The following is a 23,094-nucleotide window of genomic DNA, read 5'->3' as shown; positions in this document are numbered from 1 at the left end:
TACGGGTCGGGCGTGGCGGCCCGGGCCGGGTGCGAGCCGGAGCGGGCCCGCAGGGCCGGGCGGGCCGTGACAGGACGGCTGGTCGGTGGCAGGATCGCGGCCATGCCTCTCGTACCGCCCCGGATCAGCAGGCGCCGTGCCCTGCGGGCCCTGGTGGCCGTCCTGGCGGTGCTCTGTGCCCTCGTCTGGTGGCTGCGGCCCTTCGGCCGGACGGAGCTCACGGGTGAGATCACCCTCAGCACCGGCGTCCAGCAAGGGGTCTACCACCGCTACGGGCTGCTGCTGGAGAAGGAGCTCGCCGAGCACGTGCCCGGGGTACGGGTCCGGCTGGAGGCGAGCGAGGGGTCGCAGCAGAACCTGCAGCGGGTGGCCGCGGGCGAGGCCGACTTCACGGTGGCGACGGCCGACGCGGTGGCCAAGTACCAGGTCGACCGGAAACCCGGAGCGGAGCGGCTGCGCGGCCTGGCCCGCCTCTACGACGACTACGTCCAGCTCGTGGTGCCCGCCGGCTCTCCCGTCCAGTCCACCCGGGACCTGCGCGGCAAGCGGGTCGCCGTCGGCCAGGAGGGCTCGGGCGTGCGGCTGATCTCCGAGCGGATGCTCAGTGCCGCGGGGCTGGACCCCGCGCGCGACGTCACCCCGGTGGCCATCGGCATCGACACCGTGCCGGCGGAGCTGGAGGCCGGCCGGATCGACGCCTTCTTCTGGTCGGGAGGGCTGCCGACCACCGCTGTGCGGGAGCTCTCGGAGCGGTTCGAGATCCGGCTCGTGCAGCTCGGCGACCTGGTGGAGGCGCTCCAGGCCAGCGGCAGCCCCGCCCGGTACTACCGGGCTGCGGTGATGCCCCAGGACGCCTACGAGCGCGCCCGCAGCAACTCCGCGGTGTCCACCGTCGCGGTGCCGAACCTGCTGGTGACCCGGGACGACACGGGCGCCGAGCTGACGGAGCAGTTCACGCGCACGGTGATCGACAGCCGGGACGAGATCGGGCGCCAGGTGCACGCCGCCCAGCTCGTGGACCTGCGGACGGCGATCTACACGGATCCCCTGCAGCTGCACGAGGGCGCGGCCCGCTACTACCGCTCCGTCAAGCCCTGAGGCACCTCCCTCAGGACCGCAGCAGCATCGTCGCCGCGGCCGCGGCCCCGATCAGGCCCGCGTGGGTGCCCAGCGCCGCCGGGACGACCTGGAGGTCCTGGACGAAGGACAGGGTCGCGTACGAGGCCAGGTGCGCGCGGACCGGCCCGAAGAGGGTGTCCCCGCAGGCGGCGACGCCGCCTCCGATGACGGCGATGTCGGTCTCGACGAGGGTGGCGGTGGCCGCGATGGCTGCGGCCAGCGCCCGGCCCGCGCGGTCGAAGGCGGCCAGCGCGACGGGATCGCCCGCGGCAGCGGCTGCGGCCACCCCGGCCGCGGTGGCGTCCCCGGCCGGAACCCAGCCCTGGGCCAGGGCCCAGGCTGCGATGGCGGTGCCGGAGGCGAGGGACTCCACGCAGCCGCGGCCTCCGCACGCGCAGGGCTCCCCGTCGAAGGCGACGCTGATGTGGCCGATGTGACCCGCGTTCCCGGTGGGGCCGGGGTGCAGCTGGTTGTTCAGGACGAGTCCGCCGCCGACGCCGGTGGAGACCACCATGCACAGCGCGTTCGCGTGCCCGCGGGCGGCGCCCAGCCAGTGCTCGGCGGCGGTCATCGCCACCCCGTCGCCGGCCAGGACGGTCGGGATGCGGGCCCCGTGCCGTGCGAGCTCGGCCTCCACCCGGGCCTGGACGGGGAAGCCCCGCCAGGCGCCGATGTTGACCGGGCTGACCGTGCCGCGCGCGGTGTCCACCGGTCCCGCGCTGCCGATCCCGCACCGGACGGCCGATCCCCACAGCGGGGACTGCGCCAGCTCGGCGACGACCTCCGCGACGGCGGCGAACACGGTGTCCGCGTCGGTGCCGCGCGGGGTGGGCCGGCGGGTGGTGGCCGTCATCGCCCCGTCGGAGTCCACCAGCGCTCCGGCGACCTTCGTACCGCCGATGTCGATCGCGACCGTCGGGCCGGAGTCGGCCGGCGCACCGGCGCGGGGGGCGGGGAATGCGGAGGTGGGGGCGGGTGTGGTCACGGCGGCGCTCCAGGAAAGGGGTCCGTTTCAGTATGCGGCCGCCGTCGGCGCCGTACTCTCGCGGGGTTCCGGACGGCACCCGCCGCTCCCTCGGCGGCACCCGCGGCGCCGCCCTCCGCCGCCCGGGCAGCTGCCCCGCGGTTCACTCGGGGGCGGCCGCCGGATCGGTGCGCGGGACGGCCAGCGTCACGCGCAGCCCGTGCGGCGGGTTCTTCTCGTAGGAGAGGGACCCCCCGCCCGCGCCGAGCAGGATCCGGGCGATGGAGAGGCCGAGCCCGGAGCCCTTGATGTTCTGGTGGCGTCCGCTGCGCCAGAACCGGTCCCCGATCCGCAGCAGCTCCTCCTCGGTGAGCCCGGGGCCCCGGTCGGCGACCACGATCAGCACCCGGTCGCCCTCCACGGAGAGCGCCACCTCGACGTCCTCTCCTTCCGGCGTGAACTTGAGGGCGTTGTCGACGACGGCGTCGAGCGCGCTGGAGAGCGCGATCGGGTCCGCCCAGCCGGTGGCGGCGCTGCGCCCCGTCCTGGTGAGCCGCACGCCCTTCTCCTCGGCGAACGGGCGCCAGGCGGTCACCCGCTCGGCGGCCAGCCCGGCGATGTCGATCAGGCTGATCTCGGCGGTGGCGTGCTCGGCCAGGGCCAGGTCGAGGAGGTCGTCCAGGACCTGGGTCAGGCGCTTTCCCTCGGTCCGTACGGAGGCGATCTCCTCGTTGCCCTCGGGCAGTTCGAGGGCGAGCAGCTCGATCCGCAGGAGCAGTGCGGCGAGCGGATTGCGCAGTTGGTGGGAGGCGTCGGCGACGAAGGCGCGCTGCTGTTCCAGCACTTCCTCGACGTTGTCGGCCATCTCGTTGAACGAGCGGGCCAGCCGCCTGAGTTCCGGGGGGCCTCCCCCCACCGCGACGCGGGAGTTCATCCGCCCGGTGGCGATGCCGTGGGCGGCGGCGTCCAGGGTCCCGACGGGCTTGAGCACCCAGCTGGTCAGCCGCAGGGCGGCGCCGAAGGCCACGAGCATGGCCGCGCCGAGCCCGGCGGCGATCACCAGCCAGCCCTGCAGGATCCGGGCGCGCATCTGGCCGGTGGGCGACTCGGTGGCGACCACGGCGACCACGTCCCCGTCGAGGACGACCGGTGAAACGACGAGGAGTTTGCCGTGGGTCTGCCAGGGCCACACCTGGCCGGGGTCGTGGCTGCGCCGACCCGCGAGCGCCTCGGTGAAGGCGACGCGCCCCTCCCCCTTCTCCGGCAGCTCCCACCAGCTGGGGGACCGGGCGATGGCGTTGTCGTCGCGGCGGAAGATGCCGACGCGGATCCCGTACAGCTCCTGGTAGCGGGCCAGTTCGTGCTGGAGGGTCTCCCGGCGTTCACCGGCTCCGCTGGACTTCGAGCCCTCGGCGTCGATGACGAACTGCGCGAGCGCGGCGAAGCGGGCGCTGTCGTCGATCCGGTCGACGACCACCCGCTGCTGCTGCCCGGCCGCGAGGGCCACGGCGAGCGGGAAGCCGAAGGCGATCAGGACGCCCGCCATCAGGACGACGAGCAGCGGGAGCAGACGGGCGCGCACGACGGGTCGCCGCTAGACGGCGGGCGGAGCGGAGGCGGCGGGCGGGGCGGAGGCCGCCGGGGCGGGCGGCACCACGAGCCGGTACCCGACACCGCGGACGGTCTCGATGAGCGCGGGCATGCGCAGCTTGGACCGCAGCGAGGCCACGTGCACCTCGAGGGTCCGGCCGGTGCCCTCCCAACTGGTGCGCCACACCTCGCTGATGATCTGCTCGCGGCGGAAGACCACGCCGGGGCGCTGCGCGAGCAGCGCCAGCAGGTCGAACTCCTTGCGGGTGAGCGCCACGTCGACGCCGTCCACGCTGACCCGTCGGGTGGACAGCTCGATGCCCACGCTCCCGAGCCGGACCACACCGGGCGTGCCGGCGGGGCCTGCGGCGGCGGTCTCCTCGGAGGCGCCGGTGCGGCGGGCCACCGCGTGGATGCGGGCGAGGAGTTCGCCGGTGTCGTAGGGCTTGGTGACGTAGTCGTCGGCGCCCATGTTGAGCCCGTGGATGCGGGAGCGCACGTCGGCCCGCGCGGTGACCATGATGACGGGCGTGCTGGTGCGCTTGCGGATCTTGCCGCACACCTCGTAGCCGTCCTGGTCGGGCAGGCCGAGGTCGAGCAGGATCACCCCGTACGGAGAGGCCTGCGGCGGGGCGCCCGCCGACAGCAGGGCCTGCAGGGCCTCCTCGCCGCTGCGGGCATGGGTGACCTTGAAGCCGTGCCGGGCGAGGATCGCGGACAGGGCGGCGGCGACGTGGTCGTCGTCCTCGACGAGCAGCAGTTTCATGTCGTCCCCCTCTCCATCTCTCGGTCTCTTCGCGTTCGCATGGCGGACATCATGGGCCACCAAGCATCCACGCCGATGCGGACTCCCACGTCAAGACGGTTCCGGCTCGTCGGGGGTTCCGTTATCCACCCGGTACGGCCGGGGCCGGCGCCGGACGTCCGCGCGTACGGAGCGTATCGGTGCGAGGCCGGATCGTTATGCTCAATTCTCCCTCAGATGTACTGACGCTGTGCGCGCCACGTCACTACTGTCCTCCCAACCGAGGAGGACGGAGCCACAAGCCGATGAGCGGAGTATCAGTGACCAAGGACGTGCGGGACGCGGCCGGTGCCGCGGACGACCTGGTCGTGCTGAGCAACGTCAACAAGCACTTCGGCGCGCTGCACGTGCTTCAGGACATCGATCTGAGCATTGCCCGCGGTGAGGTCGTCGTGGTGATCGGCCCTTCGGGGTCGGGCAAGTCGACGCTGTGCCGGACCATCAACCGCCTGGAGACGATCGATTCGGGCAGCATCACCGTCGACGGCAAGCAACTGCCGTCGGAGGGCAAGGCACTGGCGAAGCTGCGCGCCGATGTGGGCATGGTCTTCCAGTCGTTCAACCTCTTCGCGCACAAGACGGTGCTGCAGAACGTGATGCTGGGTCAGCTCAAGGTCCGCAAGACGGACCAGGCGGCGGCGATGGAGAAGGCCAAGTCCCTCCTCGACCGGGTGGGCGTCGGCTCGCAGGCCGACAAGTACCCGGCCCAGCTCTCGGGCGGCCAGCAGCAGCGCGTGGCGATCGCCCGCGCGCTGGCCATGGACCCGAAGGTGATGCTCTTCGACGAGCCGACCTCGGCCCTCGACCCGGAGATGATCAACGAGGTGCTGGAGGTCATGCAGCAGCTCGCCCGGGAGGGGATGACCATGGTCGTCGTCACGCACGAGATGGGCTTCGCCCGCTCCGCAGCGAACCGCGTGGTGTTCATGGCCGACGGAAAGATCGTCGAAGAGGCCACGCCCGAGCAGTTCTTCAGCAACCCGCGGAGCGACCGCGCCAAGGACTTCCTCTCGAAGATCCTGCACCACTGACCTTCGCATCTGGTAGTGATCCGGTGACGGATCGTCGTCCAGGAACGCACGTCTGCACGTTCACTTCACCGCTGTCTCACGTCTCACTTCGAGGGAAGTCCACCATGAAGCTCTCCAAGGTCGGCGCGGCCGCCGCCGTCGCCGTTGCACTTGCCCTGACCGCGACCGCCTGCGGCAGCAGCGACAGCACCAAGCCCGGCGACGCCGGCTCGTCGGGCGGCAAGAAGGACAAGATCGTCATCGGCATCAAGTTCGATCAGCCGGGTGTGGGCCTGAAGACCCCCGACGGCAAGTTCACGGGCTTCGACGTGGACGTGGCGACGTACGTGGCCAAGGAGCTCGGCTACGCGCCGGACCAGATCGAGTTCAAGCAGGCCATCAGCGCCGAGCGCGAGAACCTGATCTCCAACGGCGACGTGAAGCTGGTCGTGGCGAGCTACTCGATCAACGACAAGCGCAAGGAGAAGGTCGACTTCGCCGGCCCGTACTTCCTCGCGCACCAGGACCTGCTGGTCCGCGCCGACGACACCTCGATCACCAAGGCCGAGGACCTCAACAAGAAGAAGCTCTGCTCGGTCACCGGCTCCACGTCCGCGCAGAACGTCAAGACCAAGCTGGCCCCCGAGGCCGACCTGCTGCAGCAGGGTGGCTACTCCGAGTGCCTGACCGGCCTGGAGAACAAGTCCGTCGACGCGCTGACCACGGACAACGTGATCCTGGCCGGTTACGCCTCGCAGGACAAGAACAAGGGCAAGTTCAAGCTGGTCGGGCTGAGCCTGAGCAACGAGAACTACGGCATCGGTCTGAAGAAGGGCGACAAGGAGCTCCAGACCAAGGTCAACGCCGCCATCAAGAAGATGCAGGCGGACGGTGCCTGGACCGCGGCCGTCGAGAAGAACTTCGGCCCCGCCGGCTACAAGGCCGAGCCGGCCCCCGCGGTCACCGAAGGCAGCTGACCCGGCGGCCGGTCCGCCGGCCGATCCATCGGTGAGGAGCGTCGCCGCCCGCCTGCCGCGGGCGGCGCCGTGCCCCACCGGCCAACCTGGCCATCCTGGGGAGAGCGCAGGCCATCGTGTTCGATTTTCTTGATTCCGGGCAGTACGACGTGCTCGGAGCCTTCTGGGTGACGGTTCAGCTCACCCTCTACTCGGCGGTCGGGTCCCTGATCTGGGGCACCGTACTGGCCGGGATGCGGGTCAGTCCGGTCCCGCTGCTGCGGGGCTTCGGCACCGCGTACGTGAACCTCGTGCGCAACACCCCGCTGACCGTGCTGATCATCGGCTGCTCGCTGGGCCTCAACCAGACCCTGGGCGTCACGCTGGGCGGCGACACCTTCAAGGAGATCGGCTTCCGGCTCGCGGTCCTCGGGTTCATCGCCTACACGGGAACCTTCGTGTGCGAGGCGATCCGCTCGGGCATCAACACGGTCCCGGTCGGACAGGCCGAGGCGGCCCGCGCCCTGGGCCTGAGCTTCTTCCAGGTCCTCACGCTGGTCGTGCTCCCCCAGGCGTTCCGGGCCGTCATCGCGCCACTCGCCAACGTGCTCATCGCCCTCACCAAGAACACCACGGTGGCGGCGACCATCGGTGTGGCCGAAGCAGCCCTGGTGATGAAGGAAGTAAACGAGAACGAGGCCGCGATCTTCGCCGTCTTCGGGGTGTTCGCCCTCGGCTTCGTCATCCTGACTCTGCCCACCGGCCTTCTGCTGGGCTGGGTGGCCAAGCGAGTGGCGGTGAAGCGATGAGCTCCGTGCTGTACGACACCCCTGGCCCCCGGGCCAAGGTGCGCAACTGGATCTACAGCGGGATCTTCCTCGTCGTGGCCGCCGCCCTCGCGTGGTGGGTGCTCTCCGCCCTCGCGGACAACGGGCAGCTCGAAGCGGACAAGTGGAGCCCCTTCGTCACCGAGGCCGACGTCTGGACCACGTTCCTGCTGCCCGGCATCGGCGAGACGTTGAAGGCCGGCGCCATCGCCATGGTGATCGCCCTGCCGCTGGGCGCCCTGCTCGGCATCGGCCGACTCTCCGACCACGTGTGGATACGCGCCGTCGTGGGCACGTGGGTCGAATTCTTCCGCGCCGTCCCGGTGCTGATGCTCATGCTCTTCGGCTCCGCCTTCTACGTGAAGTTCACGGGCGTCGACTCCGAGATCCGGCCGCTGTACGCGGTGGTCACCGGCCTGGTCCTGTACAACTCCGCGGTCATCGGCGAGATCGTCCGCGCCGGCGTGCAGTCGCTCCCGAACGGCCAGACCGACGCCGCGAAGGCGATCGGCATGCGCAAGGGCCAGGTCATGACGTACGTCCTGCTCCCGCAGGCGGTCACGGCGATGCTGCCGGCCCTGGTCAGCCAGCTCGTCGTCATCCTCAAGGACACCGCGCTCGGCGGCGCGATCCTCGGCTTGGCCGAACTGCTGTCGATGAACCGGCAGATCGCCGCCAACTACAGCAACGTCATCCCGACCCTCATCGTGATCGCCGCGATCTACATCGTGATGAACTTCGCCCTCACCAGCTTCGCCTCCTGGATGGAGGGCCGTCTACGGAAGTCGAAGCGGACCACGGACGCGACCGTCCCGGCCACCCGGTTCGACGCAGGCTCCGCCGTCTGACCGACCCTCGGTCAATCCCGGCGAACCTCGGACATCTGCTCGGACTCACGTCCGGCACCCGGCCTGACAGCCGGTCAGTACACTGGCGGGACACATGTGGTGCGGCGGAACTCATCCGCCGCACCACACGGCATTGTCCGGCCCGGCGTCACTTGACGCAGGCACCTCCAGTGGGTTGCATACGTTCTGTGATCACATACCGGACACCGGGAGCCACATCATGGACCCGGTGATCGTCGTCGGCGCGGGACCCGTCGGGCTGTCCCTGTCCCTCGCCCTGGCCGGCCAGGGCGTGCCCTGCGTCGTGCTCGACGAGGGATCCGGCAAGGACGAACCCCGCCCCGCGCGCACCGTCGCCCTGCACGCCGACACCGCCGCGATGGTGCACCGGCTGGGCTGTACGACGCTGCGCGACGAGGGTGCGTACTTCGCCGCCTGGCGCACCATGCGGCGCGGCCGCGAGTCCCAGCGGATCACCTTCGAGGACGGCCCGGCCCCGATCCACCTGCCCCAGCACGCCCTGGCCCGCGGACTGCGCGACGCCGCAGCCGCACATCCCCTGGTCCAGCTGGTCACCGAGAGCAAGCTCGACGCCCTGGAGCAGGACGACCGCGGGGTGACCGCCCACACCCGGGGCGCCGAGACCACGTGGTGGCGCGGCAGCCACCTGGTGGGCTGCGACGGGGCCCGCTCCACCGTGCGCAAGCTGCTCGGCATCCGCTTCCCCGGCCGCACCGCCGTCGAGCGGCACGCCGTGGCCGCCCTGCGCACCGAACTGCCTTGGCCGGGCGAGGCGTTGCTCGACCGCAGCCCGCCCGAGGAAGTCACCGCCCGGCCGCTGGCCGACGGGGTGTACCGGCTGGACTGGCTGCTCCCCGCGCGCGGGGACCTGGTCACCCCCGACGCGCTGGTGACCCTCATCCGCGACAGCCTCGCGGCGTGGTGCGGGGGCACGACACCCCCGTACGAGCTCCTCGACACCGGGGTCCACACCCTGCACCACCGGCTCGCCCGGCGCTGGCGCGACGGCCGCTGCTTCCTCGCCGGGGACGCGGCGCACCTGCTCGGCGCGCTCGGCACCCAGGGCGTGCAGGAGGGCCTCCGGGACGCCGAGAACCTCGCCTGGAAGCTCTCCCTCGCCTGGCACCAGGGGGCCTCCGAAGCCCTCCTCGACAGCTACGAGGCCGAGCGCCGCAGGGCGGTGTCCGCCCGGCTGCGCGCCGCCGACCAGGCCATGCCCGCGCTGCGCACCGGGGGCGGGTTGCGCACGTACCTCCCCGGAGCCTCGCGCGCCGCCGAACTCCTCCTCACTGACGGCCACTTGGGGCGGGGCCCGCTCGGCGCGGAGCCCGTGTACGCCCCGCCCGTGGCCGTCCACGACGTACCCACCGCCACCGAGCCGGGCGGGTCCGTCGAGAACGTCCCGGTCACCGCGCCCGACGGCTCGACGGTGCCGCTGCGCGACCAGCTGGGGCGGGGCCGGCTCCTCGTGATCCTCGTCGCCCCGGGCACCGGGGTATGGGACCGGCGGCACTGGCTGGGCGCCGGCCTGATGCCCCGCCTCGCGGCGGCCGTCTCCGCGCTGCCCGTCCGGGCGGAACTGCTCGTGGCGGACGGATACCCCGGGGCGGCGGCCCACACCGTGCTCCTCGTACGACCCGACGGACACCTCGCGGCCACCTTCGCCGGGGTCGACCCGGCCGGGCTGTACGAGGCCGCGGACTCGGTCCGGCACGGAGCCCCGACGGCCGCACCAGCCCCGAGCCCCCGGGCCCTGCCCGCCGCCGCACCCGTGATCGATTGACCCTCCGGCCGAGTCGTGCTTCACTCGCGGACATGACCGGCAACGACGTACGCCTGTGGCGGAGGGTCCATATGGACCTGCTCCGCTACGCGGGCTGCGTGTGTCGCCCTTCCTGCTGATTCGCCCTTCCCTCGCGCGCCCCCATGCGGGTCTGCCGCGCGCTCTCGCGAACCCCCAGGACGGTCATCCTCCATGCCTGCACCCACGCACGCCCCTGCCCCGGCGGCGGCTCCGGCTGCCACCCCGGCCCTCTCGGCTGCGGATCTCCTCGCCTTCACCCGGCGCATCGCCTCCGACCCCGAACTGATCGCCTCCCTCCCCCTCGATCCCGAAGGCCGGACGTGGATCCGGCTCGACGGCCCGGGCGGCAGCGAGGCCTGGCTGATCGGCTGGCCGCCCGGCACCGGCACCGGCTGGCACGACCACGCCGAGTCGCGGGGCGCGTTCACCACCGCACGCGGACACCTCACGGAGAACTCCCTTGCGGTCCGCCTCCCGTCGGAGGGCTGGCAGTCCCTCTCCCTGGCCCCCGACGTGGACCGCACGCGCCGGCTGGGCGCGGGCACCGGGCGGGCCTTCGGCGAGCACCACGTCCACGAGGTGCTCAACGAGTCCGTCACCGAGCACGCGATCTCCGTCCACGCGTACTACCCGCCGCTGCCCCTGATCCGCCGCTACAGCCGCACCGGCCCGGTGCTCACGCTGGAGCAGGTCGAGCGTCCGGCGGACTGGCAGTGAGCGGCATCGACGCCCTCGTCGACCGGCTGCGGACCACGTACACCCGCGTGGACGCGGCCCAGGCGTACGCGGAGTCCCTGACCGGGGCCCTGCTGGTCGACATCCGGTACCAGGCCCTGCGGGAGCGGGACGGACTGATCCCGGGCGCGCTGGTGGTCGAGCGCAACGAACTGGAATGGCGCCTCGACCCCGAAGGCTCGCACCGCCTCCCGGAGGCGGTGGACCACGACGTCCGCATCATCGTCATCTGCAACGAGGGCTACGCCTCCACCCTCGCGGCGGCCTCCCTCCACGCCCTGTCCCTCCCCAACGCGACGGACCTCACGGGCGGCTTCCAGTCCTGGAAGGCAGCGGGCCTGCCCGTCACGCAGCCTTCCTGACGCACCGCTCGCACCGCTGCACAGGTCCCTTCTTGACGCGTCGCTCGCACCGCTGCGCGGGCTTCGCGGCGCTGCGCCGGACTCCGTCCGTCGGTGGCCGGTCGGGGCTGCTGCCTCTGCCGTCTCGGCATGGGGCCGGTGGGCGGGTGCGGCTGGGCGTGCCCTGCGGGGCTGGGGTCCCCTACCCACCCTTCGCCCGTTCCCCGGGCTGCGCCCGGACCCGTTGCCGCGTGCGGCGCCGTTGCCGGGGACCAGTCCCCGGACCCCCGCGCCTCAAACGCCGGACGGGCTGGTTTTGCCGCTGCGCGGCACAATCCAGCCTCGCCGGCGTTTGAGGCGCGGGGTCTGGGGCGGAGCCCCAGGGGGTCCGGGCGCAGCCCGGGCCCCTCCAGCCCGTCCGGCGCTTGAGGACCGGGGCCTTCCCCCAGCCCCGCCGGCGCTTGAGGACCGGGGCCTTCCCCCAGCCCCGCCGGCGTTTGAGGACCGGGGCCTTCCCCCAGCCCCGCCGGCGTTTGAGGCGCGGGTCCGGGCGGCGCCCGGGGAACGGTGGAAGGGCGGGTAGGGGATTTCTCTCCGCGGAGCGGGACACTCACCCCGGGCCCGGGGCGGCCCAAAGCGACGGCCCCCGGCCCACCGGCGCCGGAGGCGGGGGCCGGGGCCGGGGGCCGCCCCGGGGTTAGGCCTTGGCCGCCGCGAGGTCCACCGGCCGCGGCCGCATCGCCACCCGCCCGGCGAAGCCCGTAGCGCACAGCGCCACCAGCCCGGCCCCGCCCACGACGACCCCGTACACCAGCGGCAGCACCACCGCGGCTGCCGACCCCGTCATGCCCACGCTGAACGCGGTGAGGACGGCCAGCGCGATCCCCGACCCCAGCACCACCCCCATCAGGAGCACCGCCAGCGCCTCGGCCCGCAGCATCCCCCGCACCTGCCTCCGCGTCGCCCCCGCGAGCCTCAGCATCGCGAACTCCCGCAGCCGCTCCCCCGTGGACATGGCCAGCGTGTTGGCCACCGCGATCGCGGTGAAGGCCAGGACGAGCCCCATCGCCAGCAGGTTGATCTCCGACCCGGCCGCCTGCCGCTCCGCCCGCGCGCCGTCCGCTTCGGCTGCCGACAACACGGCCACGCCCGGGTACTCCCGTACCGCCGAGGCGAGCACCTCCCGCGCCGCCGGCCCCGCCACGAGCACGCTCGAAGCCAGCGGATCGTCGACGTGCGCGGCCGTCAGGCCGTGCGGCAGCGTCACGTCGCCGAAGCCCAGTCCCCGCGCGTACACCGCGGACACGGTCAGGGTGACGGGCGTTCCGTCGCCCAGCGTCAGCGAGAGCGGGCTGCCCGGCTTCAGGCCCAGCTGGTCCGCGGCCAGTTCGCTCACCGCGACGCTCCGCTCCCCGAACCCGGCCAGGCTCCCGGCCGTCACCCGGGGGTCCCAGGTCCGGTCGAGCCCGGCCGGGGTCACGCCCTGCGCGGCGTACTTCGTCAGCCCCACCCGGATCGACGTGTGCACGATCTCGGTGGCCGCGAGGACCCCGGGGGTCCGGCGGATCCGCTCGACGGCGGCGCCGGGGACCCCCGGCCCCCGTCCCTGGAGCACCCACTCGGCCCGTACTCCCTCACGGGCCTGCGCCCGGGCGGCGTCGCCGAGCGTCGGAGTGACGAAGAGCACGGTGCAGGCCATCCCGATCAGCAGGGTGAGCGGGGTGACCGCGGAGGCCATCCGGGTCGCGTTGCCGCGCAGGTTGGCGGTGGCCAGCCGGCCGCCCGGGCCTGCCAGCCGCAGCGGCCCGGCGAGCAGTGCGGCCGCGCCCTTGACGATCAGCGGGCCCAGCAGTGAGACGGCTCCGGCGAGCACCACGACGGCGAGGAAGGTGACCGGAGTCGAAGCCGGCTCGGTGCGCAGCGTGCTGAGTACGGCGACGAGCACCGCCCCGGCCGCGAGCAGCAGCGCCCCGGCGGTGAGCCGCGTCCACGCGGGCCGCTTCCGCTCGACGGCGGCCTCGGCGAGTGCTTCGGCGGGACGGACGCGAGCCACCCGGCGTGCGGTGATCCGGGCCGCGGCCCATGCTCCGAGCAGGCTCGCGCCGACGGCGGCGATCATCGGGAAGATGCCGGCGGTGCGCTCCAGGGTCACCGGGACGACCCCGGCTTCGACGAACCGGCCGTGCAGCCAGGCGGCCAGGGGCAGCCCGGCGAGGGCTCCGGCGATTCCGGCGGCGAGCCCCACGAGCAGCGCCTCGCGGCCGATCATGCGCCGCAGCTGCTTGGGGGTGGCGGCGATGGCGCGGAGCAGGGCGAGCTCGCGGTGGCGCTGCTGGATCGACAGGGAGAAGGTGCCGACGACCACGAGGACCGCGACGAGGAGCGAGGTACCGCCCATCGCGCCGCCCATGGAGACCAGCTTGATCCGGGCCCCGGCCGCGTCGAGGAACTCCACGGGGCCCCGGCCGTCGCCGGTGGCCACCTGCGCGGTGGTGCCCTGGAGCGCCTGGCGGATCCGTCCGGCCAGCTCGCCGGCGTCGACTCCGCCCCGGGGCAGTACCCCGATGGCGCTGACCCGGCCGTCGCGGACGGCTAGCCGCTGCGCCTCGGCGTCGCCGAAGAACAGCGCGCTCTGGTGCGCGAGGCTCCCGCCGGCCGTGGCGGCGATCCCGCTGACCGTGTAGGTCTTGGGCGCGCCGGTGGACTGCACGGTGAGCTCGGAGCCGGGCTTCAGGGCCGCGCGGGCGGCGAGTCCGCGGTCGACGACGACCTCGTCACCACCCTGGGGTGCGCGGCCCTCGGCCAGCGTGAAGGGGGTGAGCGCGGCCGAGCTCCAGGCGTGCCCGTACGAGGCCTGTGCGCCGTCGCCGCCGGGGCCGCCCCGGGTGAGCGGTACGGCCTGGAAGGTGAGTTCGGGGACGGCCCGCTCGACTCCGGGCACGGCGCGGACGGTGTCCACGAGGGTGGCGGGCAGCCAGGCCCGTTCGGCGACGGGCTTGGCCTTGTGCTTCGTCTTGGACTTGCCCTTCTTCTCCTTGACCGTCGTCGCATGGACGTTCTGGTCGGCGGAGACGACGACCGGGGCGCCCGCGTAGCGCTCGGTGGCGATCGTCCCGCGGAGCCCCGTCTCCAGGAGGGTTCCGCAGGCGGTCACGAGGGCCGCCGCGCACAGCAGGGCGAGGAAGGCGCCGAGGAAACCGGCTTTGCGGTCTCGGACGGTCTGGAGTGCGTAGCGCAGCATCATGGTGAAAACTCTGCCGCCGGGGCCGTCTTGGGACATTGGAGCGCCCCGGCGTCCCCGGCCGGGGGCTAACCCCACCCCACACGATCCGGCGCACCACCCGGCCCGGTATCCCCCCGCCGGGCCGTCAGAACGTCAGTTCTTCGGAGTCCTCGCCCTCGGCCTCCAGCGCGCGGCGGACCACCCGCAGGGCCATGCCCTCGGGGTATCCCTTGCGGGCGAGCATTCCGGCGAGGCGCCGGATCCGTTTGTCCCGCTCCAGGCCCCGGGTCGCGCGGAGCTTGCGCTCCACGAGCTCCCGGGCGGTCTCCTCCTCCTGGTCGGAGTCCAGCTGTTCCAGGGCCTCCTGGACGAGGGTGGGTGCCACCCCCTTGGTACGGAGCTCCTGTGCGAGCGCCCGGCGGGCCAGTCCCCGGCCCCGGTGCCGGGACTCGACCCAGGCCCCGGCGAAGGCGGCGTCGTCGATCAGGCCCACCTCCTCGAACCGGGAGAGGACCTGCTCCGACACCTCCTCGGGGATGTCCCGCTTGGCCAGGGCGTCCGCGAGCTGCCGCCGGGTGCGCGGCATCCCGGTGAGCAGGCGCAGACAGATCGCCCGCGCCTGCTCCTCGGGACTCTGGGGCGGCAGTTCCTGGCGGCCTTCCCGGCCTTCCCGGTCCTCCCGGCCCTCGCGGCCCTCCGTACGGCGGCCTCCCCGGCCGCCGCTCTCGCGGCGGCCCCGGCGACTGCCCTCACGGCGGTCCTCAGCGCCTTCGGCGCCGCCCCTTTCCTGCTCCCACACGGGTCAGCTCTTGGCGACGGCGGCCTTGACCGCGGTCTTGGCCTTCGACGCGGGGGCGGGCACCGCGGCGGTCTCGGCGGACGCGTCCGCGCCGGCCTCACCGGCCTCGGCGGCGTCCTTGCGGACACCGACGCCCAGCTTCTCCTTGATCTTGCGCTCGATCTCGTCGGAGAGGGCGGGGTTGTCGCACAGGAACTTCCGCGCGTTCTCCTTGCCCTGGCCGAGCTGGTCGCCCTCGTACGTGTACCAGGCACCGGCCTTGCGGACGAAGCCGTGCTCCACGCCCATGTCGATCAGGCCGCCCTCGCGGCTGATGCCCATGCCGTAGAGGATGTCGAACTCGGCCTGCTTGAAGGGGGGCGCGACCTTGTTCTTGACGACCTTGACGCGGGTGCGGTTGCCGACCGCGTCCGTGCCGTCCTTGAGGGTCTCGATGCGCCGGATGTCGAGGCGCACGGAGGCGTAGAACTTCAGCGCGCGGCCACCGGTGGTGGTCTCCGGCGAGCCGAACATCACACCGATCTTCTCGCGGAGCTGGTTGATGAAGATCGCGGTGGTCTTGGACTGGTTGAGCGCACCGGTGATCTTCCGGAGGGCCTGGCTCATCAGACGGGCCTGGAGACCCACGTGCGAGTCGCCCATCTCGCCCTCGATCTCCGCGCGGGGCACGAGGGCCGCGACGGAGTCGATGACGATGAGGTCGAGCGCACCGGAGCGGACCAGCATGTCCACGATCTCCAGCGCCTGCTCGCCGGTGTCCGGCTGGGACAGGATGAGGTTGTCCGTGTCGACGCCGAGGGCCTTGGCGTACTCGGGGTCGAGCGCGTGCTCGGCATCCACGAAGGCGACGGTGCCGCCGGCCTTCTGCGCGTTGGCCACGGCATGCAGCGTCAGGGTCGTCTTACCGGAGGACTCCGGCCCGTACACCTCGATCACACGGCCGCGCGGCAGTCCGCCGACGCCGAGCGCGATGTCCAGCGCGGTCGATCCGGTGGGGATGACCTCGATGGGATCGTTCGGCTTGTCGCCGAGACGCATCACGGCACCCTTGCCGAACTGCCGTTCAATCTGTGCGAGCGCGGCTTCGAGAGCCTTCTCGCGGTCGTTGCCTGCCATGGGTTCCACCCGATTTGCTTGAGTCGATCGCTTCACGCCATTGACGCTAACGCCTGCCACTGACAACGCGGTCCCACGTCCGTTTTGGCTGTGGATAACCAATAAGAATGCGTGTTCGATTTCCCTGTCAAGCGCGCCACGCCGGACCCGTCCGCCCCACCGGCGGCTGACATGATCCGGTCCCATGAAGGCCACCGCGGACGACACCACCTCCAGCATGTTCCCCGCCGGGCGCACCGCGCTCATCGTGCGGATCCCCGAAGCGGAACCCGCCGTCCGGGACTGGCGGGACCGGATCGACCCCGCGGCCCGGGCCGGGGCCGGGGTCCCGGCGCACGTGAGCGTGCTCTACCCGTTCCTCCCGGAGGGTCTGGTCGACGCCTCGGTCCGCGCCGGGATCGCCGCCGCCCTGAGCCCCCACCACGCCTTCGACCTGCGCTTCGAGCGGACCGGCCGGTTCCCGGGGATGCTCTACCTCGCCCCGGAGCCGGACGCCCCGCTGCGCCGGCTGACCCGCGCGATCACCGACCGCTGGCCCGACGTCAAGCCCTACGGCGGCCGCTACGGGGACCCGGCCCCGCACCTCACGGTGGCCCAGCGCGCCGCCGAGGCGGACCTGGACGCCGCCGAGGCCGACCTGACCGGCCGGCTCCCCCTCGCCGCCCGCGTCCGCACCGTCGACCTGGTCGCCTACGACGGGACGGCCTGGCGGGAGCGCGCGAGCTTCAGGCTGCGGGAGGCGTGAGCGCCGCGGGAGTCCCGAGCACCGCGGGAGCCCGACGAGTGACAACCCAGGGTTGACACCCTCTCGACTGTCAACCTAGGGTTGCACCCATGACGAACCCTTCGGTGGAACCCGTTCGCATGACCAATCCGGTACGCCTCGACGACCTCATCGAGGCCATCAAGAAGGTCCACACCGACACCCTGGAGCAGCTCAGCGGCGCAGTCGTGGCCGCCGAGGCCCTCGGGGACGTCGCCGACCACCTCATCGGCCACTTCGTCGACCAGGCCCGCCGCTCCGGCGCCTCCTGGACCGACATCGGCCGCAGCATGGGCGTCACCCGCCAGGCCGCCCAGAAGCGCTTCGTTCCCAAGGCCGACAAGGAGGGTGACGCCGGGCTCGACCCCAGCCAGGGCTTCGGCCGCTTCACGCCCCGCGCGCGCAACGTGATCGTGACCGCGCAGAACGAGGCCCGCGCCGCGAGCAACAGCGAGATCCGTACCGAGCACCTCGTCCTCGGCCTGCTGGCCGAACCCGACGGCCTCGCCGCCCGCGCCATCGCCGACCAGGGCGTCACGGCCGACGCCGTGCGCGCCGCCGCGACCGCCGGCCTGCCTCCGGCCGCGGCGGAGCTCCCCGCCCTGGTCCCCTTCGACGCCTCCGCGAAGAAGGCCCTGGAGCTCACCTTCCGCGAGGCCCTGCGGCTCGGCCACAACTACGTGGGCACCGAGCACGTCCTGCTCGCGCTCCTGGAGCTCGAGAACGGCAGCGGAACCCTCAGCGGCCTCGGCGTGGACAAGGACGCCGTCGAGAACTGGGTCAACGACGCCCTGGCAGCCGTACTCGCCTCCGCGGACGAGGCCGGGAAGTAGAGGCGTCCGCGTCGCCCGTCAGCGCGTACCGCTTCACGTACGCGCCGAGGAAGGCCTGCATCGTGGCGACGGCCGGGATCGCGATGAGCGCCCCGACCGCGCCCAGCAGGGCGGTGCCGGCGATGACCGATCCGAAGGCCACCGCCGGGTGGATGTCCACCGTCTTCGACGTCAGCTTCGGCTGCAGCACGTAGTTCTCGAACTGCTGGTACACCACCACGAATCCGAGGACGTACAGCGCGTACCAGGGGTTGACCGTGAAGGCGATCAGCATGGGCAGCGCGCCCGCCAGGTAGGTGCCGATGGTGGGGATGAACTGCGACACCAGCCCCACCCACACCGCGAGCGCGGGCGCGTACGGCACGCCCAGCACCGCGAAGACGATGTAGTGCGCGATCCCGGAGATCAGTGCCATCAGCCCGCGCGAGTAGAGGTACCCGCCCGTCTTGGTGACGGCGATCTCCCACGCCCGCAGCACCTCCGCCTGCTTCCTGGGCGGGAGTACGGAGCACAGTGCGCGGCGCAGTCGCGGCCCGTCGGCGGCGAAGTAGAAGGAGAACAGACCGATCGTCAGCAGCTTGAACAGTCCGCCGAGCACGGTGGCGGACACGTCGAGCACGCCGCTCGCGCTGTTCTGCACGTACTTCTGCAGCCAGTCGGAGTGCAACAGGCTGTCCTGGATGTCCAGCCGGGACAGGTCCGTGTGGAAGGTGTCGTTGATCGAGCCGATCAGCGAGTCGAGATAGCCGGGGAAGCCTTCCACCAGGTCGACGATCTGCGCGGCGAGGACCGAGCCGAGCAGGACGAGGAATCCGACGGACGCGACGAACACTCCGAGGAACACCAGGAAGGTGGCGAGCCCGCGGCGCATGCCGCGGGCCTCCATCCGGGCCACGGCCGGTTCTATCGCGAGTGCGAGGAAGAACGCGATCAGGATGTTGACGAGCAGCCCGATCAGCTGGTGGAAGGCCCAGCTGCCGAGCTGGAAGCAGGCCACCAGGGCCAGTACGAGGACCACCGCGCGCGGCAGCCAGCGCGGCATCCGGGCATCCGCGGCCGCGCCCTCGGCGGGGCCGCCCGGCGCTCCGGGGTCCCCCGTACCCGGAGCCCCGGCCGGGGGGTCTCCCGCGTCCGCCGGGGTCGCCGGGCCGGGCGGACGAGCGCGCCGGGGGCCTTCGGGCTGGTCGGTCGTCTCTTCGGTGGCTGCCACGCCGCCAAGTCTGTCCCACCGGCGCCGCGTACCGCCAAGCGGTCGCCCGGACCCACCGGCGCGGCGCTCGCCCGAGCCGCACCCCGGCCGGCCGCCGGCCCGCGCACGGGTCGCCCTGCCAGGGCACCGGCCGTGCCCCGCTAGCGCAGCGAAGCAGGCACGTCCACGGCCGAACACACCGCGCGCCACACGTCCTTGGCCTCCCAGCCCGCGTCCAGCGCCTCGTGGACGGTGCGCCCCCCGAGCTCCGTCATGACGTGGTCCCGCGCGAAGGAGTCCGCGTAGCCCGCACCGAAGTGCTCGGCCATCCGCTCCCAGAAAATCGTCAACCGCATGCCCCCAGTATCCCGCCCCGGAGAGTGCACCGTCCCCGTTCGGGCCACCTCTGCGCGGCCGGGGCCCCTACGGTTCCTGGCATGCCTGGAGACGAAGCCCGCGCCCCGGCGGCGACCACAGGGACCACAGCGGCCACGGCGACGAGCGCGCTCGCCCGCGCCGAGCAGTTCATCTGGCTCACGGCCCGCGTGCTGGAACAGCGGCGGTTCGCGTTCCACTTCCTCGGCGGGGACGCGGACCCGGTCGATGCCGCCCTCGGCGCCCACCTCGGCGGCGACGGCGGGTACGGCCACGCCCTCGACCCGGATCTGCGCGGTCCGCTGAGCCACCCGCTGCACACCGCCCACGCCCTGCGCGTCCTGGACGACCTTGGCCGCTGCGCCGGACAGCGCATCGAGCGGCTCTGCGCCCACCTGACCCGGATCTCCACCCCGGACGGGGCGCTCCCCGCGACCGCTCCGGCCTCCGGCGGCTACCCGGCGGCCCCCTACCACCCGCTGCAGGACGATCCGCCGGGCGACCTGCTGGCCACCGGCCCCGTCGTGGGGATCCTGCACCGCAACCGGGTGTGGCACGCGTGGCTGTTCCGGGCGACGGACTTCTGCTGGGACCGGGTGGAGAACCTGCGCCACTGGAACCCGTACGAGGTCCAGGGCGCGGTGGCCTTCCTCGACGGGGTGCCCGACCGGGCCCGGGCCGCGGCCGCCGCCGACCGGCTGGGCCGGCTCGTCCGCGACCACCGGCTCGTCGTACTGGATCCGGGCCGGCCGCACGCGCACCCGCCGCTCCCCGACCGCACGGCGGGCGAGCACCTGTACCCGTACGACTTCGCCCGCCGCCCGGAGTCCGTCGCCCGCGGCTGGTTCACGGACGCGGAGCTGTACGGCTCGCTGCACTTCCTGGCCGGCCTGCAGCAGCCGGACGGAGGCTGGCCGGTGCGGCGCGACGGGTGGGCGCCGGGCAGCTCGCTGGAGCGGCGCCCGATCGCCACGCTGGAGGCGCTGCTGACCCTGCGCGCGTACGGCCGGCTCCCGGGGCCTAGCCTCCCAGGGCCCGCAGCCCCGCGGTGACGGCGACGGCCGCGGCGACCACGACGAGGAACGGGGCCCGCAGCACCAGCGCGACCGCGGCGGCCGCGAGCCCGGCCGCGCGGGCGTCGAGCACGAGCTCCTGCCCGGTGGCGAAGGTCTGCTGCGCGGTGAGCGCGGCGAGCAGTGCGACCGGCAGCAGGGCGGCGAGCTTGCGCACCGCGGGCCGCTCCAGGGCTCCGGCGGGGACGAGCAGTCCGGCGAGCTTCACGGCGTAGCAGCCGACGACGGTGATCCCGATGGCGATCCAGACGTTCACGGGCGGCGTCCCTTCATCCACAGCACGATCGGCGCGGCCAGCGCCGCGATCAGCACGGGCACCCCGGCGGGCAGTACGGGCAGCAGGCCCAGCCCGAGGACGAGGGCGAGCCCGGCGACGGCCCGTTCGGTGCCGGTCTTCAGCATCGGCGCGAGCAGCGCGAGGAACACGGCGGGCCCGGCGGCGTCCAGCCCCCACGCCCTGGTGTCCCCGATGGCCTCGGCGCCGAGCGCGCCGAGCAGGGTGGTGAGGTTCCACAGGGCGTAGAGGCTCAGCCCGGTCACGGTGAACCCGAGCCGCGCGGACTTCCGGTCGGGCTGGGCCAGGGCCACGGCGGTGGTCTCGTCGATCACCCAGTGCGCGGCGAAGGGGCGCACGCCCTTGGGCAGCGCGAGCAGCTGGGACAGCCGCAGCCCGTAGAAGGCGTTGCGGGTCCCGAGGAAGAAGGCCCCGGCGGCGGCCGTGAACGGATTCCCGCCGGCGGCCAGGGCTCCGACCAGAGCGAACTGCGAGGCCCCGGTGAACACCAGGAGGCTCAGCACGCACGCCTGGAGGGTGCTGACCCCGGCCCCGGCCGCGGTCACCCCGAAGGCGAATCCCGACAGCCCGACCGCCACTCCGACACCGAGCGCGTCCCGGACGACGGCAGCGCGCGGCTTGTCCGCCGCGGGCGCCCCGCCGGGTGCCTCCCGGCCGGGTCCTTCTCGTATGACCATCCTCTGTTCTCCCACGCCCCGAAAATTACGTGGCCACGCCATCCCGGTCTTGTACGTTCTTGCACCATGCACGAAGTGATCAAGGAAATGGCGGACCGGCTGGCCGAGGTGCCCGGCGTGCGCGGAGTCATGCTCGGCGGCAGCCGGGCCCGCGGCGAGCACCGCCCCGAATCGGACTGGGACCTCGGCGTCTACTACCGCGGCACCCTCGACCTGGTCGCACTGGGCGCACTGGCCGGACCGGACGTGGAGGTGGCCGGTCCGGGCGGCTGGGGCCCCTGGGTCAACGGCGGAGCCTGGCTGCGTGTCGACGGCGTGGCGGTGGACTGGATCCTGCGGGACCTGGACCGGGTCGAGAGCGTATGGCGGGACTGCCGCGAGGGCCGCTACGAGGTGGGCGTGCAGCCGGGCCACCCGCTCGGCTTCTGGTCCCCCTGCTACCCGGGGGAGGTGGCCCTGGGCCAGGTCCTCGCGGACCCGACGGGCGAACTGACCGCCCTGCGCACCACGGTCTCGGCCTACCCGGAGCCGCTCCGGGACGCCCTGATCGCCGGGGCCTGGGAGGCGGAGTTCCTCGCCGCGGGCGCCGCGAAGGGCGCGGCCCGCGCGGACGCCCTGTACGTCTCCCTCTGCCTCTCCCGCGCCTTCGGCATCCTCGTCCAGGCCCTGTACGCGGCGGACCGCCGCTGGTGCCTCAACGAGAAGGGCGCCCTGGCCGCGGCGGAACTCCTGCCGTCGGCCCCCGCCGGCTTCGGCGACCGCGTCCGCACCCTGCTGGGCGCCCAGGGCACCACTCCCGAGTCCCTGACGGCCACGGTGGCCGAGGCCCGCACCCTGATCGAGGAGACCCGCGCGGCGCTGGCCGCATAGAGACGACCTAACCGGCCGCCCGCCCCCGCCGGTACGCCCCCGGGGGGACCCCCACGATGCGGGTGAAGTGCCGGTTCAGGTGCGGCTGGTCGGTGAAGCCGACGGTGACGGCTGCCTCCGCCGGGGGGATCCCGGCGTCGAGCAGCCGGCGCGCCCGCCGGACCCGGGCGTCGGTCAGCCAGGTGTGCGGGGGCATGCCGTACCGGTCCCGGAAGGCGCGCAGCAGGGCGAAGGGGCTGGTCCCCAGCTCCGCCGCGAGCTGCTCCAGGGACGGGGGATCCGCCATCCGCTCCTCCAGTACGGCCCGGGCCCGCTCGGCGTCGGCGGCGCCCGCGCGGCCCGCCGTCCGGGCGGGCAGCGGCCCGGCGTGCCGGGTCAGCATCCGGGCCACCACTCCGCGCAGCAGGGTGTCGGCGGCCAGCGCGTTGCCGGCCTCGGCCGCCCGGTGGACCTCGGTGATGGCCCGCGAGGCCTGCGGGTCGGTGACCATGGCGGCGGTGAAGCCGGGGGTCCCGCGCAGGGTCCCGATCTCGGTGGCGACCTCGGCGATCAGCGCCCGGGAGGGGTAGAGGGTGGCGTAGGCCCAGCCCTCGGGAACCCCGGCGCGTGCGGTGTGCGGGACCTCGGGGTTGATCAGGACGACGCTGCCGGGCCCGGCCTGCAGGGTGTCCCCGGGCAGGCCGATCTCCTCGATGCCGCCGGTGACGGCCGCGATGACGTACCCGTCGTGGGCGTGGCGCGGGAAGGTGTGGCGCACGTAGTGGGCGCGCAGCAGGTCCAGCCCGGGCAGTTCCGCGTACTGCCAGTGCCGCGCCCACTCCCGACGGCCCTCGTCCGATCCGGTCCCGGTCCCCATGCCCC

General features: G+C 73.3%; 24 protein-coding genes. 13 read left to right on the top strand and 11 right to left on the bottom strand.

Annotated features, from left to right (window positions below):
* Positions 1-102: 102 nt before the first annotated feature.
* On the top strand, positions 103-1,098 hold the full coding sequence (locus tag ACZ60J_RS26875) for a TAXI family TRAP transporter solute-binding subunit (RefSeq protein WP_469685676.1): 996 nt from the start codon (positions 103-105) through the stop codon (positions 1,096-1,098).
* 10 nt (positions 1,099-1,108) lie between these two features.
* Here ACZ60J_RS26875 and ACZ60J_RS26870 read toward each other — a convergent pair whose 3' ends face one another.
* The 3 genes from ACZ60J_RS26870 to ACZ60J_RS26860 all read right to left on the bottom strand — a co-directional run bounded on the left by ACZ60J_RS26870 (position 1,109) and on the right by ACZ60J_RS26860 (position 4,439).
* A complete protein-coding gene (locus ACZ60J_RS26870) occupies positions 1,109-2,026 on the bottom strand; it encodes an ROK family protein (protein ID WP_469686157.1) in 918 nt (305 codons plus the stop codon).
* Between the two features lie 220 nt (positions 2,027-2,246).
* Positions 2,247-3,665, bottom strand: coding sequence for a sensor histidine kinase (locus ACZ60J_RS26865; protein ID WP_469685674.1), 1,419 nt, complete (start codon positions 3,663-3,665; stop codon positions 2,247-2,249).
* Between the two features lie 12 nt (positions 3,666-3,677).
* Positions 3,678-4,439 (bottom strand): response regulator transcription factor, encoded by a 762-nt coding sequence (locus ACZ60J_RS26860; protein WP_469685673.1) that lies wholly within the window; start codon positions 4,437-4,439, stop codon positions 3,678-3,680.
* Positions 4,440-4,723: 284 nt separating this feature from the next.
* Here ACZ60J_RS26860 and ACZ60J_RS26855 point away from each other — a divergent pair, with 284 nt between their 5' ends.
* From ACZ60J_RS26855 to ACZ60J_RS26820, 8 genes are all read left to right on the top strand, one after another.
* Entirely contained in the window at positions 4,724-5,509 is a 786-nt protein-coding gene (locus ACZ60J_RS26855; RefSeq protein ID WP_469685671.1) for an amino acid ABC transporter ATP-binding protein, read from the top strand.
* Positions 5,510-5,613: 104 nt separating this feature from the next.
* Positions 5,614-6,465, top strand: coding sequence for a glutamate ABC transporter substrate-binding protein (locus ACZ60J_RS26850; RefSeq protein WP_469685669.1), 852 nt, complete (start codon positions 5,614-5,616; stop codon positions 6,463-6,465).
* Between the two features lie 116 nt (positions 6,466-6,581).
* A complete protein-coding gene (locus ACZ60J_RS26845; protein ID WP_469685668.1) occupies positions 6,582-7,253 on the top strand; it encodes an amino acid ABC transporter permease in 672 nt (223 codons plus the stop codon).
* Positions 7,250-8,119 (top strand): amino acid ABC transporter permease, encoded by an 870-nt coding sequence (locus ACZ60J_RS26840; protein WP_469685666.1) that lies wholly within the window; start codon positions 7,250-7,252, stop codon positions 8,117-8,119. The genes ACZ60J_RS26845 and ACZ60J_RS26840 overlap by 4 nt, the downstream gene beginning before the upstream one ends.
* 220 nt (positions 8,120-8,339) lie before the next feature.
* Entirely contained in the window at positions 8,340-9,923 is a 1,584-nt protein-coding gene (locus ACZ60J_RS26835) for an FAD-dependent monooxygenase (RefSeq protein WP_469685665.1), read from the top strand.
* Positions 9,924-9,955: 32 nt separating this feature from the next.
* Positions 9,956-10,042, top strand: coding sequence for a putative leader peptide (locus tag ACZ60J_RS26830; RefSeq protein ID WP_311318651.1), 87 nt, complete (start codon positions 9,956-9,958; stop codon positions 10,040-10,042).
* Positions 10,043-10,115: 73 nt separating this feature from the next.
* Positions 10,116-10,661 carry a cupin domain-containing protein gene (locus ACZ60J_RS26825; protein WP_469685663.1) on the top strand — a complete coding sequence of 182 codons (546 nt, stop codon included), beginning with the start codon at positions 10,116-10,118 and terminating at the stop codon, positions 10,659-10,661.
* The gene (locus ACZ60J_RS26820) at positions 10,652-11,041 is read left to right on the top strand and encodes a rhodanese-like domain-containing protein (RefSeq protein WP_469686155.1); all 390 of its coding nucleotides are present in this window, start codon (positions 10,652-10,654) and stop codon (positions 11,039-11,041) included. The genes ACZ60J_RS26825 and ACZ60J_RS26820 overlap by 10 nt, the downstream gene beginning before the upstream one ends.
* Before the next feature lie 676 nt (positions 11,042-11,717).
* Here the strand turns inward: ACZ60J_RS26820 and ACZ60J_RS26815 are convergent.
* From ACZ60J_RS26815 to recA, 3 genes are all read right to left on the bottom strand, one after another.
* A complete protein-coding gene (locus tag ACZ60J_RS26815; RefSeq protein ID WP_469685661.1) occupies positions 11,718-14,264 on the bottom strand; it encodes an FtsX-like permease family protein in 2,547 nt (848 codons plus the stop codon).
* A 124-nt stretch (positions 14,265-14,388) separates the two neighbouring features.
* Positions 14,389-15,042: a recombination regulator RecX gene (gene recX, locus ACZ60J_RS26810; protein ID WP_469685659.1), complete on the bottom strand. Its 654-nt coding sequence runs from the start codon at positions 15,040-15,042 to the stop codon at positions 14,389-14,391.
* 3 nt (positions 15,043-15,045) lie between these two features.
* Positions 15,046-16,158 (bottom strand): recombinase RecA, encoded by a 1,113-nt coding sequence (gene recA, locus ACZ60J_RS26805; RefSeq protein ID WP_469685657.1) that lies wholly within the window; start codon positions 16,156-16,158, stop codon positions 15,046-15,048.
* A gap of 184 nt (positions 16,159-16,342) precedes the next feature.
* Between recA and ACZ60J_RS26800 the strand changes: the two genes are divergently transcribed.
* Together ACZ60J_RS26800 and ACZ60J_RS26795 are read left to right on the top strand one after the other, a co-directional pair.
* Positions 16,343-16,903, top strand: coding sequence for a 2'-5' RNA ligase family protein (locus ACZ60J_RS26800; protein WP_469685656.1), 561 nt, complete (start codon positions 16,343-16,345; stop codon positions 16,901-16,903).
* Positions 16,904-16,992: 89 nt separating this feature from the next.
* Positions 16,993-17,754, top strand: a complete 762-nt coding sequence (locus ACZ60J_RS26795; protein WP_469685654.1) for a Clp protease N-terminal domain-containing protein — start codon at positions 16,993-16,995, stop codon at positions 17,752-17,754.
* Here the strand turns inward: ACZ60J_RS26795 and ACZ60J_RS26790 are convergent.
* Positions 17,702-18,964 (bottom strand): AI-2E family transporter, encoded by a 1,263-nt coding sequence (locus tag ACZ60J_RS26790; protein WP_469685652.1) that lies wholly within the window; start codon positions 18,962-18,964, stop codon positions 17,702-17,704. The genes ACZ60J_RS26795 and ACZ60J_RS26790 overlap by 53 nt on opposite strands.
* A gap of 140 nt (positions 18,965-19,104) precedes the next feature.
* Entirely contained in the window at positions 19,105-19,299 is a 195-nt protein-coding gene (locus tag ACZ60J_RS26785) for a DUF3046 domain-containing protein (RefSeq protein WP_214955542.1), read from the bottom strand.
* A gap of 81 nt (positions 19,300-19,380) precedes the next feature.
* Here ACZ60J_RS26785 and ACZ60J_RS26780 point away from each other — a divergent pair, with 81 nt between their 5' ends.
* The gene (locus tag ACZ60J_RS26780; protein WP_469685650.1) at positions 19,381-20,370 is read left to right on the top strand and encodes a hypothetical protein; all 990 of its coding nucleotides are present in this window, start codon (positions 19,381-19,383) and stop codon (positions 20,368-20,370) included.
* On the opposite strand, the gene ACZ60J_RS26775 is transcribed toward ACZ60J_RS26780, so the two are convergent.
* The gene (locus tag ACZ60J_RS26775; protein WP_250751798.1) at positions 20,339-20,647 is read right to left on the bottom strand and encodes an AzlD domain-containing protein; all 309 of its coding nucleotides are present in this window, start codon (positions 20,645-20,647) and stop codon (positions 20,339-20,341) included. The genes ACZ60J_RS26780 and ACZ60J_RS26775 overlap by 32 nt on opposite strands.
* Positions 20,644-21,363, bottom strand: a complete 720-nt coding sequence (locus ACZ60J_RS26770) for an AzlC family ABC transporter permease (RefSeq protein ID WP_469685649.1) — start codon at positions 21,361-21,363, stop codon at positions 20,644-20,646. The genes ACZ60J_RS26775 and ACZ60J_RS26770 overlap by 4 nt, the downstream gene beginning before the upstream one ends.
* 66 nt (positions 21,364-21,429) lie before the next feature.
* On the opposite strand from ACZ60J_RS26770, the gene ACZ60J_RS26765 reads away from it, so the two are divergent.
* Complete coding sequence (locus ACZ60J_RS26765) at positions 21,430-22,233, top strand: nucleotidyltransferase family protein (RefSeq protein ID WP_469685648.1); 804 nt, start codon at positions 21,430-21,432, stop codon at positions 22,231-22,233.
* A gap of 7 nt (positions 22,234-22,240) precedes the next feature.
* On the opposite strand, the gene ACZ60J_RS26760 is transcribed toward ACZ60J_RS26765, so the two are convergent.
* Positions 22,241-23,089: an AraC family transcriptional regulator gene (locus ACZ60J_RS26760; protein WP_469685647.1), complete on the bottom strand. Its 849-nt coding sequence runs from the start codon at positions 23,087-23,089 to the stop codon at positions 22,241-22,243.
* Positions 23,090-23,094: the final 5 nt, after the last annotated feature.

Source organism: Streptomyces sp. NPDC104226 (genome assembly GCF_055584085.1).
Note: the sequence above shows the minus strand (reverse complement) of the source record. Positions and strands in the feature narration are given on the sequence as shown.